13 protein-coding genes and 1 pseudogene are annotated in these 18,152 nt (G+C 31.1%); 1 reads left to right on the forward strand and 13 read right to left on the reverse strand.

The window, feature by feature from the left end; translation table 11 throughout:
• Positions 1-3: 3 nt before the first annotated feature.
• Entirely contained in the window at positions 4-969 is a 966-nt protein-coding gene (galT, locus tag CPG45_RS04445) for a galactose-1-phosphate uridylyltransferase (protein ID WP_096230814.1), read from the reverse strand.
• Between the two features lie 260 nt (positions 970-1,229).
• Between galT and CPG45_RS04450 the strand changes: the two genes are divergently transcribed.
• Positions 1,230-2,225: a sodium:calcium antiporter gene (locus CPG45_RS04450; RefSeq protein WP_096230815.1), complete on the forward strand. Its 996-nt coding sequence runs from the start codon at positions 1,230-1,232 to the stop codon at positions 2,223-2,225.
• Between the two features lie 84 nt (positions 2,226-2,309).
• Here the strand turns inward: CPG45_RS04450 and CPG45_RS04455 are convergent, their stop codons facing one another.
• The 12 genes and pseudogenes from CPG45_RS04455 to CPG45_RS04505 form a co-directional block, all read right to left on the reverse strand.
• Entirely contained in the window at positions 2,310-2,816 is a 507-nt protein-coding gene (locus CPG45_RS04455; protein WP_096230816.1) for a flavin reductase family protein, read from the reverse strand.
• A 146-nt stretch (positions 2,817-2,962) separates the two neighbouring features.
• Positions 2,963-3,085, reverse strand: a pseudogene (locus CPG45_RS18440) (Uma2 family endonuclease); the annotation flags it as partial.
• 87 nt (positions 3,086-3,172) lie between these two features.
• A complete protein-coding gene (locus CPG45_RS04460; RefSeq protein WP_096230817.1) occupies positions 3,173-4,105 on the reverse strand; it encodes an SPFH domain-containing protein in 933 nt (310 codons plus the stop codon).
• Positions 4,105-4,500, reverse strand: a complete 396-nt coding sequence (locus CPG45_RS04465; RefSeq protein WP_096230818.1) for an NfeD family protein — start codon at positions 4,498-4,500, stop codon at positions 4,105-4,107. Before CPG45_RS04465 ends, CPG45_RS04460 begins: the two co-directional genes overlap by 1 nt.
• Before the next feature lie 1,377 nt (positions 4,501-5,877).
• On the reverse strand, positions 5,878-7,389 hold the full coding sequence (gene arfA, locus CPG45_RS04475; RefSeq protein WP_096230819.1) for an arabinosylfuranosidase ArfA: 1,512 nt from the start codon (positions 7,387-7,389) through the stop codon (positions 5,878-5,880).
• On the reverse strand, positions 7,382-7,756 hold the full coding sequence (locus tag CPG45_RS17365; RefSeq protein WP_231969001.1) for a dienelactone hydrolase family protein: 375 nt from the start codon (positions 7,754-7,756) through the stop codon (positions 7,382-7,384). The genes arfA and CPG45_RS17365 overlap by 8 nt, the downstream gene beginning before the upstream one ends.
• Before the next feature lie 75 nt (positions 7,757-7,831).
• Positions 7,832-8,239 (reverse strand): alpha/beta hydrolase family protein, encoded by a 408-nt coding sequence (locus CPG45_RS17370; RefSeq protein ID WP_231969003.1) that lies wholly within the window; start codon positions 8,237-8,239, stop codon positions 7,832-7,834.
• A gap of 129 nt (positions 8,240-8,368) precedes the next feature.
• Positions 8,369-9,169, reverse strand: a complete 801-nt coding sequence (locus CPG45_RS04485) for a polysaccharide deacetylase family protein (RefSeq protein WP_096230820.1) — start codon at positions 9,167-9,169, stop codon at positions 8,369-8,371.
• Positions 9,170-9,194: 25 nt separating this feature from the next.
• The gene (locus CPG45_RS04490; protein WP_096230821.1) at positions 9,195-10,970 is read right to left on the reverse strand and encodes a glycoside hydrolase family 2 protein; all 1,776 of its coding nucleotides are present in this window, start codon (positions 10,968-10,970) and stop codon (positions 9,195-9,197) included.
• A gap of 30 nt (positions 10,971-11,000) precedes the next feature.
• Positions 11,001-13,061: a beta-galactosidase gene (locus CPG45_RS04495; RefSeq protein ID WP_096230822.1), complete on the reverse strand. Its 2,061-nt coding sequence runs from the start codon at positions 13,059-13,061 to the stop codon at positions 11,001-11,003.
• Between the two features lie 114 nt (positions 13,062-13,175).
• Entirely contained in the window at positions 13,176-15,440 is a 2,265-nt protein-coding gene (locus CPG45_RS04500) for a glycoside hydrolase family 95 protein (protein ID WP_096230823.1), read from the reverse strand.
• A 34-nt stretch (positions 15,441-15,474) separates the two neighbouring features.
• A complete protein-coding gene (locus CPG45_RS04505) occupies positions 15,475-18,072 on the reverse strand; it encodes an exo-rhamnogalacturonan lyase family protein (protein WP_096230824.1) in 2,598 nt (865 codons plus the stop codon).
• Positions 18,073-18,152 lie beyond the last annotated feature (80 nt).

Here is an 18,152-nt window from a genome sequence, read left to right on the forward strand (position 1 = left end):
AAATTATAGTCTTAGGATAGATGCAGCTTCTTCTGGTGGTGTCGGATTTATATATGCACCTGTTGCAAGCTCAAAACCTGCTGCAGTCGTAAGCCTCGGCAGTATTTCTATGTGCCAATGATAATCACGGCTTTCTCCAACTGGCAATGTATGAACAACAACATTGTATGGTGGATAGTTAAATATATCCTCGTATTTCTTTATAAGAGGTTGAAGCAGTGTTGCTATGCTCTTTACATCATTTTCATCTAAGCTATTAAAGCTCCTCATATGATTCTTTGGTAAAATCCATGTCTCATACGGAAACTGTGATGCATATGGACAAATGACTATAAATCTATCATTTTCTGCTACTACTCGTGTATTCACCTTTTTCTCATCGCGGATCATATCACAATATGGACATGTACCCGTTTTGTTTTTGTAATCTTCTGTGCCTTCTATTTCTTTTTCGATTATTTCCGGTACAAATGGTACAGCAATTATCTGCCAGTGTCCATGCTCCAATGAGGCTCCACCATGAAGACCAAAATTTTTAAACATCTGAACATATTTAATATTTTCATCTTTTACAATATCATCGTACCTTTCTATCAATGCCTTTATAATATTTTCAACATCCTTCAAATCTAATTGTCCTAATGTTTTGTCATGGTTTGGTGTCTCTACTATAATCTCTGCAACACCATAGCCAGCCTTGTTTTTGTACAAATCGATGTCATTGTTTGTCTTTGCATCTTTACTAAATGCCGCAAATTTGTTATTAAATCCTCTCAAAGTCCACATGCCTTTTTCATCTTTGAACTCTATCAATGTCGGCGGTGTCATATGCTCATTTCCCGGGCAAAACGGGCAAACACCACCTGCCCTTTCCACATCAGTTATTTTAAAGTCATGGGGCCTTTTACCTCTTTCTGTTGATATAATTGTAGCTTTTCCTGTTACAATATCATATCTTATTTCAGACATACAAGATCTCTCCTACTTTTAAACTTACAAAAGCTTATAATGCAAGCGTTTGTCACTTTCGGTTAAAAAAATACCGTTGGTAAAAAATACGCTAAAGCTTAAATATCTAAATTGTAAGTTAATTTATGTGCAACCGAGTGCATTTCCTAACTATATAATATACTTTTTTAAGAAAAATGTCAATCAAAATTTTAGTCATATAAAAAGGAAGGCTCAATTATAATTTATTATGGCTATTTATAAAAAAGGAGCTGTTAATCTTGGCCTTTTTGGTAATAATGGTTTCAATGAGCTTATTATTAATATTAATCTCATGCATTTGTTTCACAAATGCAGTTGAGTGGTTAGGAAAAAAGCTTCATCTTAGCCAGGGTGTAATTGGCAGTATATTTGCAGCTGTAGGTACCGCCATGCCAGAAACCATCATACCTATAATCGCAATTGTATTTCATAAAGGTCAAACATCCGATGAGATAGGTGTTGGTGCAATTGTTGGTGCGCCATTTATGCTATCGACATTGGGGTTTTTAGTTACAGGCGCATCTGTCATAATATACGCATTATTTAGAAAAAGAAATCTTGCAATGAATCCTTCATTAAGTGGATTTTACAGGGATATCTCATATTTCATCGTTATATATTCAATAGCTATAGTAACATCTTTCATAAATAAATATGTAAGCATAAAAAGTGTTGTCGCTACATTGCTTATCCTATCATATGCATTATATATTGCGCATACATTTTCATCAAAACACGAAGCATGTGACAATGTAGGTGAACTGTATCTTTCAAAGTATTTAAAACTTAATGTATCATTTCAACTGATAGTAATTCAGCTTTGTTTCGCATTATTTGGTATAGCATACGGTGCACATGTTTTTATCAAGTATACTGAGCAGTTGTCAGCCGTAATTGGTGTACCTCCGGCAATCCTTTCTCTCATAATTACACCTATTGCGACAGAACTACCAGAAAAGCTTAATTCAATCCTTTGGATAGGGCAAAAAAAGGACACCCTTGCACTTGGAAACATAACAGGTGCAATGGTATTTCAATCATCAGTACCTGTTGCAATTGGAATGATTTTTACACCATGGAATTTATCTGGATTGACTTTGCTTACAACAATATTGGCACTGCTTTCTTCATACATTGACTTGGTTTTTGTAGTTGGAAGAAAATATATAAGTCCTTTTATACTTTTGCTTGGTGGTGTCTTTTATGGAGTATTCTTATTTGCATTATTGGGATAAAATATAAATGGGCTTGATATATCAAGCCCTAAAACTTAAAATAAAATATATATTCAATAAAATCAAGCCACTTTTATATAGGCATTAATTCTCAGCTATATAGCAGGCTACGATTTCGCCAAAATACATAGTATGATAGTCAGGATACCATTTTTTATCGATATTCGCATCAAGATTTTCCTTAATCATATCCTGTTTATATACGACTTTGCATTCGTAGTGTAAAGAACATTCTCCTATTACAGGTGTTTCAATCTTTTGTGAAGGAACAGCCGTTAGGTTGCACTCCTTAAATTTATCATAGTCCCTTCCCGATTTAGTTCCGCAAAAAGCTATTGCTTTCCTTAAGTCTTCATTTAAAGGAATGTTAACTGTGAATTCACCTGATTTTTCTATTTGATTGTGTGTAAATCGAGATTCTCTCACAGCAACAACAAATATTGGCTTACCCCAAAAATAAGTTATACCTCCCCAGCCGATTATCATAGTATTCAATTTATCTGCTTTAGTTGTCAAAAATATTCCACTTGAAGTAAGCTTTTGATTAACCTCTTTTATGTACATATCATATGGTACTTCTTTAATACCCATTAATATCCCTCCAATTAATATTTTAATTTTTTCACGTATTAATTTTAACAAAAATGTTTTTAAAAACCTAATTTTTTATGCTGTATAAATCTTACATTTCCCACTTTGACATAATATAAATTTTATAAAATATTAGATAATTACATTGACATCTCTTGATGAATTTTTGAAGGTGGAGCCATCAAATAAATCTGACCATCAATAAGCTCAATTCTTTCATCTTCAGGCCAATTCTCATAATCTTTTTCAGAATAATTATTTTTATTAATTCTACTTCATATACTATATCATATTTTTATTTATTCAATATGTGAAATATTAAACCCCTTATAATCTATAAGGGGCTTCAACATCTTTTATTGTTTTTTAATTAAATCAGCTATTGCCGAGATGCTTCCAAGTGTATCAACTAATTTATCAGGTATTATAAGCTTATTTGCAGGATTCTTGGCCATTTCCTGCAGCGCATCTATCTGCTTCAATGCTATTACAGTTTCATTTGTGCCAGAATCAATAATTGCTTTATTGACTAACTCTATTGCTCTCGCCTGTGCTTCTGCTATTGCCTCGATAGCATTTGCTTTACCTTCTGCCTCCAATACCTGAGATTGTTTTAAACCTTCTGCACGCCTTATGTTTGCTTCTTTCTCTGCCTCAGCCTCAAGAATCTTTGCCTGCTTTTGACCTTCCGCAATAGCTATAGCACTTTGCTTTTCACCTTCTGCCTGAAGGATAGCTGCACGCTTATCTCTCTCTGCTTTCATCTGCTTTTCCATTGCTTGCCTTATCTCATCAGGCGGTGTTATATCCTTTATTTCAACTGAAAGTATTTTAATACCATATGCATCTGTCAGCTGGTCTATTACTTTCAAAAGTACAGCATTAATTTTATCCCTTCCTGATAAAACTTCATCTAGTGTCATATCACCAATAATATTTCTCATGTTTGTAATTGTAGAATATATTATACCAGCCCTGTAATTTTCTATATTGTATATAGCATCTCTCGCATTCATGACTTTGTAGAATATGACATTATCAACCGAAATTTTAACATTATCTTTTGTTATAACATTTTGTGGTTCAATATCAAGGATTTGCTGTTTTGTCGATACCTTTGCACGCACGTAATCAACAAAAGGTATCACAAAATGCCAGCCCGGTTCCAATACTTTGTAAAATTGTCCAAGCCTTTCAATAACATATACATAGCCTGTCTGAACAACTTTTAATGATGCTATGACAGCGATCAAAATTAATAGTAATAAAATCAACAGTGCGACAAACATTATTCTTCCTCCAATCTCTTAACAATTAATTTATTGCCTGAAAGTCCAGTGATAACTGCAATGTCACCTTCCTTTAAAGGAGTTTCAGTCTGAACCGTCCAGTATATCCCGTTAAAAAACACCTGCCCCTCTTTTTCAATATTATTGTTGATATTAATTTTTTTACCAATATAGTTATCTTCATATGGATATGTTTTGGGTATATTTTTAAAAGCCTTCCTTATATATTTATAAGTTAAAATAAGCGATAAACTTCCAACAATAAGGAATATAGATATCTGTATTACTAATTCTAAATCCAGTAAATATGCACATATAGCTAAAAATGCACCGATTGAAAAATTAAAGAAAATAAAATTGCTTGTTATTAAATCAATAATAATTCCTGCAACCATTATGGTTATCCATAATATTAATACACTATCCGTATTTTTACCCCCCTTTTGTTTCAGATTTGTATGCAATTAACATGAGATGAATTTAATATGAGTATATCACAGTATATGAAAATATTAAAGTATTTAGAATAAATAGATAACAGATATTTTTACTGGAATTGTATCATTTTGAATTTACTTAGAGTATTGGAAAACCAATTAATTATTAGGTCACAATTTTAGTTGCAATCCCCTTACTCCATGAAATTCTAGCATTTAATTTCTAATTTTTTATTAGGTCTTTATAATTAATGGGTTATCCCATTATCTTCTATAATTAGTCTTTCGTCTCTTATATCCTCAATAATGTCTATTTGTAACATTCGTTTCTTTCTAAAGCCTAGTATGCATCTAAAAAAAATATAATTACATTAGATTAAATGTTATTATCATGAACATTGAACTGTTTCTATGCCTGTAGGACTATGAAGAAAACAATGGTTTAAATGCCATTCTGTCTTTAATTGATGAAAAGCATTGTTTTCTATATCCCATCTTTTATGCATTATCTTCCATAATTTTTTGCTAAGATATATTTATTTATTGTTATAATCCATCCTTCTTTAAGTTATTCCTTATATTCAGTATGTATTTCTTCTATATACTTTAAGAATTTTACTTTTATTTTGGAATCTGTCATTTCAAAATTGTCTTTATTCCAATCTTTAAATTTTATATATTTTTTACTTCCATGATTTGTAGTCCATTTTTTATCACTCTCGCTACTTTTAAATAAAGATAGTACATCTTTTACAATTAGGAGCTATTTATCCTTTACTCTTACTACCGCATCAATTCCTTTAGAAAGAATTTCTTTTATCCAGCTAGATTTATAAAATAGCGCATCTGTTACTACTATATCTGCAAAATTGTTTTAAATAACTTTTATTCATCTTAAGCATCCTTTTTTTGATTTTTTGATAAAACTATTATAAAAAGCATGCTATTATTATGCAATTTTTTCTCTATAATTTCCAGTAAAAATCGGATTGTATTTGTCAAGTGAAAAGTGGTTCTCCCGTAAATTTGGTGAAAAGCAATTAACCTTAATAAAGATTATTTATACTTATAAAAATGAAATATTATGTATTATTATGACTGACTTAAGATTAATTTTTTTTATAAAATTTCTATATTTGCTCTTCCATACATTTGTCTTTTCAACATTTTTAATTTGTTTACTAATCCTTCTGTTAAACAATTGCTGTAATTATAAATAATAAAATTCTTCACTGCATTTATATCTCTTAAAATTCCGTTTTAAAGCTAATAATTTCCATTATGCCAAAATCATCACATTCATTAATATTATTCTTTTGGCTATAATAATAAATATCAATTTTCTCTTGATAAACGAATAACATTCCATGATAATTTTGGTAATAAAAATTTTACTAAACCATCTTCAATTACGCCGTCATTAGCGCTATGAGGTACAACATTAAAAGGATTTTCTTTTGTATTTGTTGCTTTAATATCATTGTTTTCAAGTACTATGTGATCTACTATTTTATAATTGTCAAAACCTTTAATTGCACATTCTAACAACAATGAATCTTCTTGATCTCTATTTGCTGCAAATATTGTAAGTTCATCATTATCTTCATTAACCACTGCAGTAGACTCTAAAACAGGGACATCACTAAAATCTTTACTATTATAAATTGGTGAATTAATAATAGAATTTAATACATGACCTCTACCATAAATTGAAGTATGCAAATAAGGATAATAGATTGTTTGACGCCATGCTTTTCCTCCCTTTTCTGTCATTATCGGTGCAATAACATTAACAAGTTGAGCAAGGCAAGCTATCTTCACACGATCTGCATGTTTTAATATGGTTATAAGCATACATCCTACAAGTAAAGCATCCTCAAATGTATATATATCCTCTAAAAGAGGTGGAGCTACAGTCCAAGGCTCTACCTTTTTATCATTTTCTCTAGAATGATACCATACATTCCATTCATCAAAAGAAATATTAATTGTTTTTTTACTTCTCTTTTTTGCTTTTACATAATCAGCTGTTGATATAACCGCCTTAATAAATGCATCCATATCTAGTGATTTAGCTAAAAAATTTCCAATATCATTTTCTTCATTACCATAATAAGTATGCAAAGAAATATAATCTATATAGTCATAAGTATGTTCAAGAACCGTTGCTTCCCATTGTCCAAATGTAGGCATACTACTATTTGAACTACCACATGCAACCAATTCTATAGTAGGATCTACAACCTTCATTACTTTTGCAGCTTCACATGCAATACGTCCATATTCTTCTGCAGTTTTATGGCCTATCTGCCATGGTCCATCCATTTCATTACCTAAATTCCATAATTTTATATTATGTGGATCTTTATAACCATGCGATTTTCTTAAATCACTCCAATATGAACCTTCTTTAATATTACAATATTCTACAATATTTCTAGCAGCATCAATTCCACGAGTTCCTAAATTAACAGCCATAATAATATCTGTATTAGCTTTTTTTGCCCATTCAGCAAATTCGTTGATTCCTATCTGATTCGTTTCTAATGAATTCCATGCTAATTCCAAACGCTTAGGTCTGCTTTCTTTTGGTCCTATACCATCTTCCCAATTATAACCAGAAACATAATTTCCCCCTGGATAACGTACAATTGGAACTTTTAATTCTTTAACAAGTTCTAGTACATCTTTTCGAAATCCCATCTCATCTGCTTCTTTATGTCCAGGTTCATAAATGCCATCATAAACAGCACGTCCTAAATGCTCTATAAAAGACCCGTAAATTCGTTCATCTACTTTACTGATTTTAAAATCTTTGTCCAAAGTCATTTTTGCTTTTTTATCCATTTATATCTCCTCCTAGTATATAATTACATTCACAATATCGAACAGATATAATAGAATCTTTAAATGTATTCAAATAATCACTAATAACTGCAACTTTAATTCGCTCTTCAAGTGCTGTTGCAAATAAGGCCGTAGCTCCTCCACTAGATATACCTATACATCCTATATTATCATTAATTAATTGTGGTAAACCATTAAGATAATCTATTGATCTCATTACATCACAAACTAGCATTCCAATAGCTGTTTTACCCAATAATTGAGCCCAAAAAGCTAATTTTCGACATGAATTTGTATCATATCCATGTTGTATATCCTCTATTTCACGTCGCTCACCAAATCCTATTTGATCAGGTACTATAACCACTATATCTCGATTTACAATTTCTAAAGCAAAATTACCTTCATAGCCATCTGGTACAGAACGTTCTTTACCATCTTCCTATAATCCAACCACATCATTTTTACCATAACCATGTCCGTATAATGCAACTACACCACGTATCTTCCCATTTATATCCTTAGGTATTAATACATAAACTGGTACATCGATATATAGTGCGCTTTCGAATACTACTTTTTTCCTTGTATAATTATCGAATTCCTTAAGTTCTATTACCTGTGGCTCTAGAGGAGACCGTTCAGGAAAACCACCTAAAAGTTCTATCAATTTCTTTCTAAGTTCTGCTTTCCATTGATTAAAATCTGATAGATCATATAGCTCGAAACCCATTGAACGTATAGATGTGTCATATAGTTTTTCTAAAGAATACAGAGGACAAAATTCATCTCTTAAAGTCAATTTTTTACCACCCATCAAATAATTGTAATATACATATTCATAAGTCATTTATTAACTTCATACACAATAATTAATTCATATAATATTTTTGCTATATTAATTATTGTATAAATTAATTCATATTATGTCTTTTAGTTTAAACTATATATTCAAAAAAATAATTGTTACATTAATATCTTACTTAAAATAAACAGTTTCACCAGAATTTATTTTTACTGATTCACCATCTACATCAATCCATACCGGAATTGATGATGGATTAGTTATTATTTTACGATCAACACTAAACTTCAAGTTCTTTAAAGCATTTATATAATCCACTATTTCAATATTAGTAGCAAACCACACTGACTCGTCAGAAGATGCCATTTTGCAAAATTCTTCTATTGCATTCCAGTTATTATGGTTATTGAATTCATAGCTATGTCCCCACACATAAAACAATAACATCTGTCTTTTATCATTTGAATTTTTAAATTCTTTCCACTTTTCTATTAAATCTTGATTGTGGTGACATGTTGGATGCCATTCTAAAAAATTATTAGGCAATTTAAAACCTCTCGTTGATATTGTCGTTCTAGAATATTCAATGCCAAACGATGGAAGGCTTTTCATTAGTATATCATTATAATCGCCAAAAGGGTATGCCATGCCACGTACCTGATAACCTACTAATGTTTCGAGATTCTTTCTATCTTCTAATATTTGCTCTGCTAAATCTTCTAAAGGAATTAAAGTTAAATATGGATGATTTAATGAATGAACTGCAACTTCATGATTTTTATATAAATCTTTTATTTCAGAACTATTTATAAAAGGTTCCCTATCAAAATTACCAGAGTTTAAATTAAAAGTCCCTTTGATCCCGTATTTATTAAATATTTCAATTAGTTTCCTATCAAAGATTTGTCCATCGTCGTAGCTCATTGTCAACGCCTTTCTCTTTCCACCTGGATAATAATTAAACTTTACTTTCATTATTTTCTCTCCTTTTGTTAATTTTCTATTTATTCATATAATATTGTTGAACTATATAAAAAGCTTTTTTTCTGTACTTCTTATCAATAGCTAATAAACCTTTTAGATTAAATCCCCTTTGAAATTGATTTAATCTTCTAGGAGTTCTAAAATCAAACAAAATCCATGGAGATACGCCTTTAATATAATCTATTTTATCAATTATCTCAAATTGGCGAATATATATATTCTCTTGACACTCTTCTGTAAATAATTCATCTACAGTACCATGATGTCCTGCTAATGCATCACCACCCATTTCTGAAATTATAACTGGCTTTTTAGGATTACTATTGTTAAAAATCAATTTTAATTTATTAAAATCTCTGTCATACCAGCCATAATATTCGTTTATTCCTATTATATCTAAAAATTGTGTCAATTTGTCATCTATTTTTAGCTCTTCTATATTTACAAGACATGCAGCTGAAACAAGCCTACTGGAATCAAGCTCTTTACATCTTTTAGCTAATTTGCACATAAAGTTTAGTCTTTCATCAGTATTAGGAGTTTCATTACCGACTGACCAAATTATTACGCTTGCTCTGTTTCTATCTCTAATAATTAACTCACTTAGTTGATTATAAGCATTTTCATAGGCTTCTTCATTAGAAAAGTCTATTGCCCAATATACTGGAATCTCTTCCCATAATAATATTCCTAGTTTGTCAGCTAATCTAGACTCTTTTTCACTATGAGGATAATGTGCTAGTCTAAAATAATTTCCATTTAACTCTTTTACTAATTTAAGATTTTCAATTATTTCTTCCTCAGAAACAGCTCGTCCATTTATAATACTTTCTTCGTGTTCTGAAACACCTTTTAAAAAGATTTCTTTGCCATTTAATAGAATTTTAGTACCTAAAGTTTTAATTTCTCTGAAACCTATCTCTTCATTAATTTTATCATTCTTATACTTTAACTGCACTTGATATAATTTAGGGTTTTCCGGTGACCAAAGAATTGGGAATGCTTCAAATTCAATTTCTCCTTTTTTTGTTATTGGATCTATCTTTATATCTTTTTCTAAACCAAGCTCAGGAATTATTAAATTGCAATCATCTGTTTTTTCGCCATCTATTTCTACTGAAACATGAATGCGGTTAAAATTGCTATTTGGAATAAGATAAATATAAAAATCCTTAATATAATCTTTAGGTACCCTTATTAATTCAATTGAACGATATATTCCTCCATAATTAAACCAGTCTGTATTCAAAGCAGGTACACCATTTTTAACTCTTGTATTGTTTACCATTATCAATATTCTATTTTCTTTTTCTAAAAAATCAGTAATCTCTACAAAAAAGGGAGTATATCCACCTATGTGTCTTGCTATTAATTTTTTATTTAACCATATTCTACACTCATAGTTAGCAGCTCCAATTTTTAAAAAAACTCTCTCATCAGGTGATCCTTTATAAAATGTAAATTTTCTTGTATACCATGTTGTTCCTTCATAATAAAGATATTCTTTTTTCACCATATTCCAATTTGAAGGTACTTTAACTTTTTCCCATTCATCAAAATTAAAGTCAACTGGTATATCTCTTCCCAAATCATCTTTTGTAATCTCTTCAAAAAATTTATTTCTTATACCAGAATCATATATATCTATTGCAAAATTCCACAAACCATCTAATTTTTCTGTTTTTCTCGAAGCCGTATTTATCATCGACTTCCAATCGGCCGGCACTATTTGGTAATCAGCATCATAATCTTCATTGTGTATGTGTTCAGATGATAATTTATTATTGTTCATAACAATACCTCCTTAATGTATTGTCGCAAATTATAATCTTTCAAGTATTTTAAACCCATATGGTGTCAATGTTATTTTTTGGCTTATCATATCTCCTGACAACAAATCAGAAAATTTCATATCTTTTATATTTACTACTTTTTGCTCATGTGTGAAATTTAACAAAAATACAAATTTCCTTTTGCCATCTGTTCTCTCTTGAACAGTAACTCCAATTGGTAAATCACAGTTTATCGACCTTTTTATATTCAAGAACTCAATTATTTTGCCATAAAAATCATCGACAAAATCATCGTTATTTCTAAATGCTATATAATATGCTTTCCCATTGCCATAGTTATTGACAGTTACTGCAGGATAACCTGCATAAAAGTCTTCTTTATACTTGGCTAAATCTTTTGCTCCCTCAAGATGAATAATTTCGCAAAGCTCTTTTGCTTTATATTCACCTTTAATGCCTAATTCATTAGTTTCATTAAAAACTACACAATTTTCATCTTTATCGTGCAATCCATCTATTTCTTCGCTCCAAATCCCCAATACCTCTTTCAGAGGTCCAGGAAAACCACCCAAATAACAAAGATCATTTTCGTTTACTATGCCACTCCAATATGTCGTTACAAAAGTTCCACCATTTTTTACAAATTGTTTTATTCTTTCAACTACACCATCCTTTAACATATAAAGCATTGGAGCTATTAATAGCTTGTATCTATTAAAATCATTTTCCATGTCAATTACATCTACCGGAACACCTTTACTCCAAAATGGCCTATAGTGCGATTGGCATGTCAAAAGATAATCCTTTTTTTCTTGCCTTGGGCCTTTTGCATCTTCTATTGCCCAACTATTCTCCCAATCGTAAATTATGGCCACCTCTGGCTTTACAGATGTACCTATAATAGGATCTAACCTTTTTAGTATTTCGCCTACTTCTTTAACATCTTTAAATACTCTTGTTTTTTCATGTCCACAGTGATCTACTACTGCGCCATGAAATTTTTCAAATCCTCCTCTGCTTTTTCTCCATTGAAAATACTGAACAGTATCTGCTCCATGGGCAACTGCCTGTATTGATGATAAAACATGCATTCCTGGTCTTTTTAATTTTGAAACAGGTTGCCAATTTGTAACACTTGGTGTGCTCTCCATCAGCATGAATGGCTGTCCACCTTTAAGGGAGCGATTGATGTCGTGGACAAATGCTGTTTTATATGCAACTACCCAATCCTCTTCGTTTCCATGCCAAGTTGGATAACTGTCCCATGATATGACATCAAGATGTTTTGCAAATTTCCAATAGTTAAGTCCCGGAAAAGTCCCCATAAAATTAGTCGTTATAGGGATATTTGGTGTCAACTCTTTTAAAGGTGCAATCTCATTTTTAAAAAAATCTATCGTCTGATCTGTTACAAATCTCTTGTAATCTAAGTTTAATCCATGTATCGTTGTTTCACCGTGTGGTGATGGAGTTTGTATCTGGGACCAATCTGTAAATGTATGGCTCCAAAAGTAGCTCCACCATTCATGATTTAATCTTTTTATATCGTTATCGTATTTTTTCTTAAGCCAAGTTCTGAATGCTTCTTGACATAAATCGCAATGACAATCATTGCCGTATTCATTTGATATGTGCCAAGCTATTAATGCTGGGTGGTCTTTATATCTCTCTGCAAGTTTTCTATTAATATTTCTTACTTTTTCTCTGTATATTGGTGATGTAAAGCAATAATTTTTCCTGCCTCCAAAGAGATGCCTTACTCTATTTGAATCAACCTTCGCTATTTCTGGATACTTTTGCACAAGCCATGCCGGAGGTGCAGCACTAGGTGTTGCAAGTATGACATATATTCCATTATCATACAACTTGTCCATTATACGATCCAGCCATTCAAATTGATAATTGCCTTCTTCTGGTTCTAAAGCAGCCCAAGCGAATATACCAAGGCTTACCACATTCCAATTGGCTAATTTCATCAATCTTATATCTTCATCTAAAATTTTAGGATACTCTAACCACTGATCTGGATTATAATCTCCACCATGAAGAAAGTGTGGATATTTTTCGCTTATTGGCTTATACTCTCCCATAAATTTTCCTCCTTCAAAATATAAATTTTTTTACTTTAATATACAAACTTTAAACACATTTAATATTCGTACCTTCAATTTATCACCTATGATTTCACCTATACATTTTATTTTCTACTGCTTAATAATTTTTAAATTGCTATCTAATTTCACCTTTTCAATTCCATCAAAATTTACATCGGTTGTTTTATTTTTATATCTAATATAAACTTTATTAGTAAAGCCTGGTTCGATAGTTAAAACCTTTAAAACTCTGTTTTCCCATTCAATACTAACTTTATGTCCACCTCGAGCCTTCAACCCACTTATGCATCCATCTTCCCACTCTAGTGGCAACGCAGGCAATATTTCTAATATATCATCATGAGATTGTAATAACATCTCGGCAATTCCAGCAATTGCACCAAAATTCCCATCAATCTGAAATGGTGGGTGATTATCTAGCAAGTTATGGAGAGTAGAGTTTTTAAGTAATTCTAAAATATTTTGGTATGCTTTCTCTCCATCATTCAAACGTGCATATAGGCAAATAATCCATGCTCTGCTCCACCCTGTATGGCCTGAACCAAATGAAAGTCTTCTTTCAAGAGTCTTTTTAGCTGCCTCAAAAAGCACAGGATCTTTCTCCTTTGTAATTTGGCTTTCCGGATATAATCCAAACAAATGTGAAATATGTCTATGCCCAGGTTCTGCTTCCTCATAATCTTCTATCCATTCTTGAATTTGTCCATATTTACCTATTTGAATATGAGGCAATTTACTCATTGCTTTTTCTAATTCTTTAATAAAATCGAAGTCTTCATTCAGGATTTTAGCAGTTTTTATTATCCTTTCAAATAGAGCTTTTATTATCTGAATATCCATTGTTGGCGCATAAGTCAAACAGCAAACATTTCCGTCTTGTAATACATACTTATTCTCTGGTGACAAAGATGGACACGTAACTAAATGTCCATTTTTATCTTCGATCATATAATCTAATAAAAATAGTGCTGCATCTTTCATAGTATTATAATGAGATTTTAAAAATTCAATATCACCTGTATATTCATAGTAATCCCATATATTAAGACATAGCCAAGCAGCACCCATTGGCCAATAAGTTGCCGGCATGTAAACATCCTGTGGTGCTGTGTCGCCCCATATATCAGTATTATGATGTGCGCAAAAACCTCTGCAGCCATACATTTCCTTTGCTGTTTTGCTTCCTCTTTTTCTCATCTTTTCGATCAAGTCAAACAATGGCAAATGACATTCTGATAAATCACATATCTCAGCAGGCCAATAATTCATTTCTGTATTGATATTAATTGTATATTTACTATCCCAGGACGGCATCATATCCTTATTCCATATACCTTGCAAATTTGATGGTAAACTTCCCTTTCTACTACTCGAAATCAGTAGATATCTGCCAAACTGAAAATACAATGCAATTAGTCCTAAATCAATTTCACCATCTTTTAAACGCTGCAATCTTTCAGATATATCTATATCTATCTTATTTGCGTTATCATCCTTATTTCCAAGTTGAAATGAGACCCTATTAAAGAGTTTATTGTAATCTTCAATGTGATCTAGCAAAAGATTATTATATCCTTTTCTTGCTGCATTTTTAAGAGTTTTTAAAGTTTTCTCAAAGTAGTCAATTTCCCTATATGTCGACATTGACGAAATTAAGAGAAAAACAGTAGTCGCATTTACCACAATTAATGTTTCACCAATAGAATAAACCTTTCCATCTTCTACTACCGCTTTAACCATACCGCAAAATGACAAGCCATTTTTTCCGCCATTTGACTTTTCAATATAAATAGTATCGTCTCCTATATGTCCGCTTCTATCTACGTATTTATCTTTTTCTCTTCTGAGATTTATTTTAAATGTAAGATTATTTGCCTTACTCGATGTTAATTTGATTACAATTACATCATCCGGATACGAAGCAAAATATTCTCTTGTGAACTTTTCATTTCCTACTTTATATTCGACTTTCACAATCGCATTTTTTAAATCCAGCTCACGTCTGTAGTTCTTTACACTATCTTCATCAATATTAGAATCTATATACAGAAAACCCAATGGTTCATAATGTCCTTGACTTGGCGGAGTTCCTGTTAACGCAAATAATGATATTTCTTCAGCCTTTTTAATTTGGCCATTTAAAATAAGCTCCCGTATTTTAGATAAATACTTTTTTGCATCTTTATTAATTCTTTCTAATGGTCCTCCTGACCAAATACTTTCTTCATTAAGTTGTACAATTTCCCTTTTTATAGTTCCATAAACCATCGCTCCTAATCTTCCATTACCAATTGGTATAGCTATGTTCCAATCAATTGCAGGAGAATTAAAAGATATTTTTAAATCATCTTGCAAATTTTCCCACCCTTTCTAATTGACCTCTATTCACTTATAGAAAATCTCCTATATACTCTAAAGCTAATATAACATTCAAAGACCATGTCGAAACAGTATTTGTCGAAATAAAAGGTATCTCTACATTTGTGTTTATTGTCATAGCAGAAAAATATTCTGTTTTATTTAAAAGAAATTTTATCCAAAAGTTTTTATCAACGTTTAATAGATTGTCCCAAACAATCTCAGCAAGTTCAGGTATATTTTCCAACTTTGCCGCAATGGCTGCTACTCCTAAATTAAATATGTTTAGTTTAAATCCATTATTAGGAACTCCCCAACTTGTTAATATCTTATCTTTATTTAGTTTAAAATCTGTATAAAACAAACCTTGTTCGACAAGTAATCTTTCAAACTCCTTATCTCCAAAGTCTTTAGCAATTTCTAACCAGACAAATGGATTTCCAAAGCAAAAAACAAAATTCGCTCCACCCGTATATTCAATAGATTTCAGTTCAACTTTGTCGCAATCATAATCAAATACGCCCCCAGATATAAAAGCAGCAGGATTATTTTTTAAAAAATTTATTATACTAACTATTTTTTGTTTATATTTTTCATCTTTAAATCTTTCCCATCTTACAAACCAGTTTGAACAGAATGCCATAACATCGGGTCCGACTCTAATATGGACTTTGTGTTCTTTATCATTTGTAAAATAAGTTCTCATAGGATCCATATTCACAACTGTATGATCTATGTCTTTAACTTCTTCCATTATATCTCCAATTCTTTCATCAGCTGTAAGATAATAATAAAATCTATGAAGATGTGCCATAGTTATTCGAGCTTCCTTACAACCACATCCCCAATGGATTACATTGTGCCTTGAACCTAAACCTTTATATTCACCCAAATGATACATATCAACTTCCGATGTATGTCTTGTCATTGCTTCAGCTAATTTAAATATATCAGCACGTCCAGTTCTTAAAAACATATACCATAGCCACATATTAGGAACAAGTTCTGTATTCTGCCATGCATAACCACCTACATCATATTTCCATGTGTGTCTTGTCGTATCATAGCTATGCATAATATCACCATAATTCCAAAATCCATACCATTTTCTTCTATCAACCTCTTCGATGTAAAACTCTACCATCTTTGCTAATAATTCTTCTACTTTCGCTTTTTTTGAATTATTCAAATCAGCCATGCCCCATACACCAAATATTCCTGTTTTATGATAATACTCTGGATTGCTAACAAATATGTGAGTATAAGTCCCATTTTTAGCATAATCCAATAATTCCTCACTTGTTGGCATCGCATCAAAGCAGTAAATGTAAAATTCATTTGTATTCGCTATACCATAAGGTGTACTTCTAATCTCATCAAAACCTTCATAAGATGATGAAGTATACGTCTTTGCATCATAATGCCTCAAATCCATAACTTCTCCAAAAGGGGACCATAACCACATTCTTAATGTAGCTTCTTGGGTAGTAATATCTTTCACTTCAAATGCAGAAGGATACTTCTGCCAAAAATCTTTTTTACTTATTCCAATACCTCCACTTGAATCACCTACATATGCAAAGCCTAATGATCTTTCTCCTTCCGCAGCTTTTATATATGCACAGTTAGAAGATGTCCTTTTTTTTATGACATAATGTTCAGAAGAATCTTGTTGTAATAAAAAATCATTCCATTCCGGTGTGTGATATAAATCTTCAAGATACTCTTTATCTTCATTTTTATTAAATTCAATTATCTCACCGTTTAATTGTTTTTGAAATAATTTATAGTATTTTTCTACCCTTAATATATCTATTAAATTTTTTGGTGATTCGCAAAATAATCCTGTATCCCCTCCAAATCTTACAAATCTATTGTACAAAGGTGAATTCATTTTTTTGATAAACTCAAAACCCAACCCTTTTATAAAATCTTGATTTGGGTTTCCATTATAAATAAATGTATGAACTACTTTAATAGTAGCTAAATCTGCATAAAAATAAAGTCTTATTTCAAAAGGTAGCCATCCTTGTTTAAAAGTTGAATTATCAAATTTCATCCGAGTATTTCGCAAATGCCTACCATTTATTTTTATTACACACCGTATTGGACCACTTTGCTCAACCACTGAACTTATTATCTCTGTTTCAAGCTCATCTTCAACTATTGTTTTTGAACCTAAAAAACTATTTTCCTTTTGTGTAATGCATATATTTTTTATCCCACTACATATTTCTTTACCTTGTGCTTTTATAAATTCAATAATTTTATTTCCGCACTTATTAATTCTACACCTTATAGCTCCTGTATCTATATCAATATATTGATTTTCATCAAATATTTTAATAACATTAGAGTTTTTAGTTTGTGATTCATTTATAGCTATATGCGCATATATCTCATCTCCAACTTCTTTACTAACTACAGCTGCATGAGCAGTACATTTAATAGAACCATCAGACCAATATGAAAGAACCCAATTTTGCGTTGGAATTAAATTGCCATTATTATCAGTAATTATTATATTCGAAGAATCATTTAATTTACCTTTTTCCCATGGAATACACCAAGTTGTGCCTATTTCATTAATTATAGGCTTATTTAACCACTTTAATTTTACATCATTCATATATTTAGCCTCCAAGTTATAATATTTTAATTTATAGCCACAGGAGTAATATACTCCTGTGGCATAATTTAAAAATGTTT

It is taken from the genome of Thermoanaerobacterium sp. RBIITD (assembly GCF_900205865.1).
GTDB lineage: Bacteria > Bacillota > Thermoanaerobacteria > Thermoanaerobacterales > Thermoanaerobacteraceae > Thermoanaerobacterium.

Bases quoted from the DNA above. Each gene is read 5' to 3' on its own strand.
- CPG45_RS04505 (WP_096230824.1), bottom strand. From the start codon at position 18,072: ATGAATGATGTAAAATTAAAGTGGTTAAATAAGCCTATAATTAATGAA.
- galT (WP_096230814.1), bottom strand. From the start codon at position 969: ATGTCTGAAATAAGATATGATATTGTAACAGGAAAAGCTACAATTATA.
- CPG45_RS04490 (WP_096230821.1), bottom strand. From the start codon at position 10,970: ATGAACAATAATAAATTATCATCTGAACACATACACAATGAAGATTAT.
- CPG45_RS04465 (WP_096230818.1), bottom strand. From the start codon at position 4,500: ATGGTTGCAGGAATTATTATTGATTTAATAACAAGCAATTTTATTTTC.
- CPG45_RS17370 (WP_231969003.1), bottom strand. From the start codon at position 8,239: ATGACTTATGAATATGTATATTACAATTATTTGATGGGTGGTAAAAAA.
- CPG45_RS04495 (WP_096230822.1), bottom strand. From the start codon at position 13,061: ATGGGAGAGTATAAGCCAATAAGCGAAAAATATCCACACTTTCTTCAT.
- arfA (WP_096230819.1), bottom strand. From the start codon at position 7,389: ATGGATAAAAAAGCAAAAATGACTTTGGACAAAGATTTTAAAATCAGT.
- CPG45_RS04485 (WP_096230820.1), bottom strand. From the start codon at position 9,169: ATGAAAGTAAAGTTTAATTATTATCCAGGTGGAAAGAGAAAGGCGTTG.
- CPG45_RS04455 (WP_096230816.1), bottom strand. From the start codon at position 2,816: ATGGGTATTAAAGAAGTACCATATGATATGTACATAAAAGAGGTTAAT.
- CPG45_RS04460 (WP_096230817.1), bottom strand. From the start codon at position 4,105: ATGTTTGTCGCACTGTTGATTTTATTACTATTAATTTTGATCGCTGTC.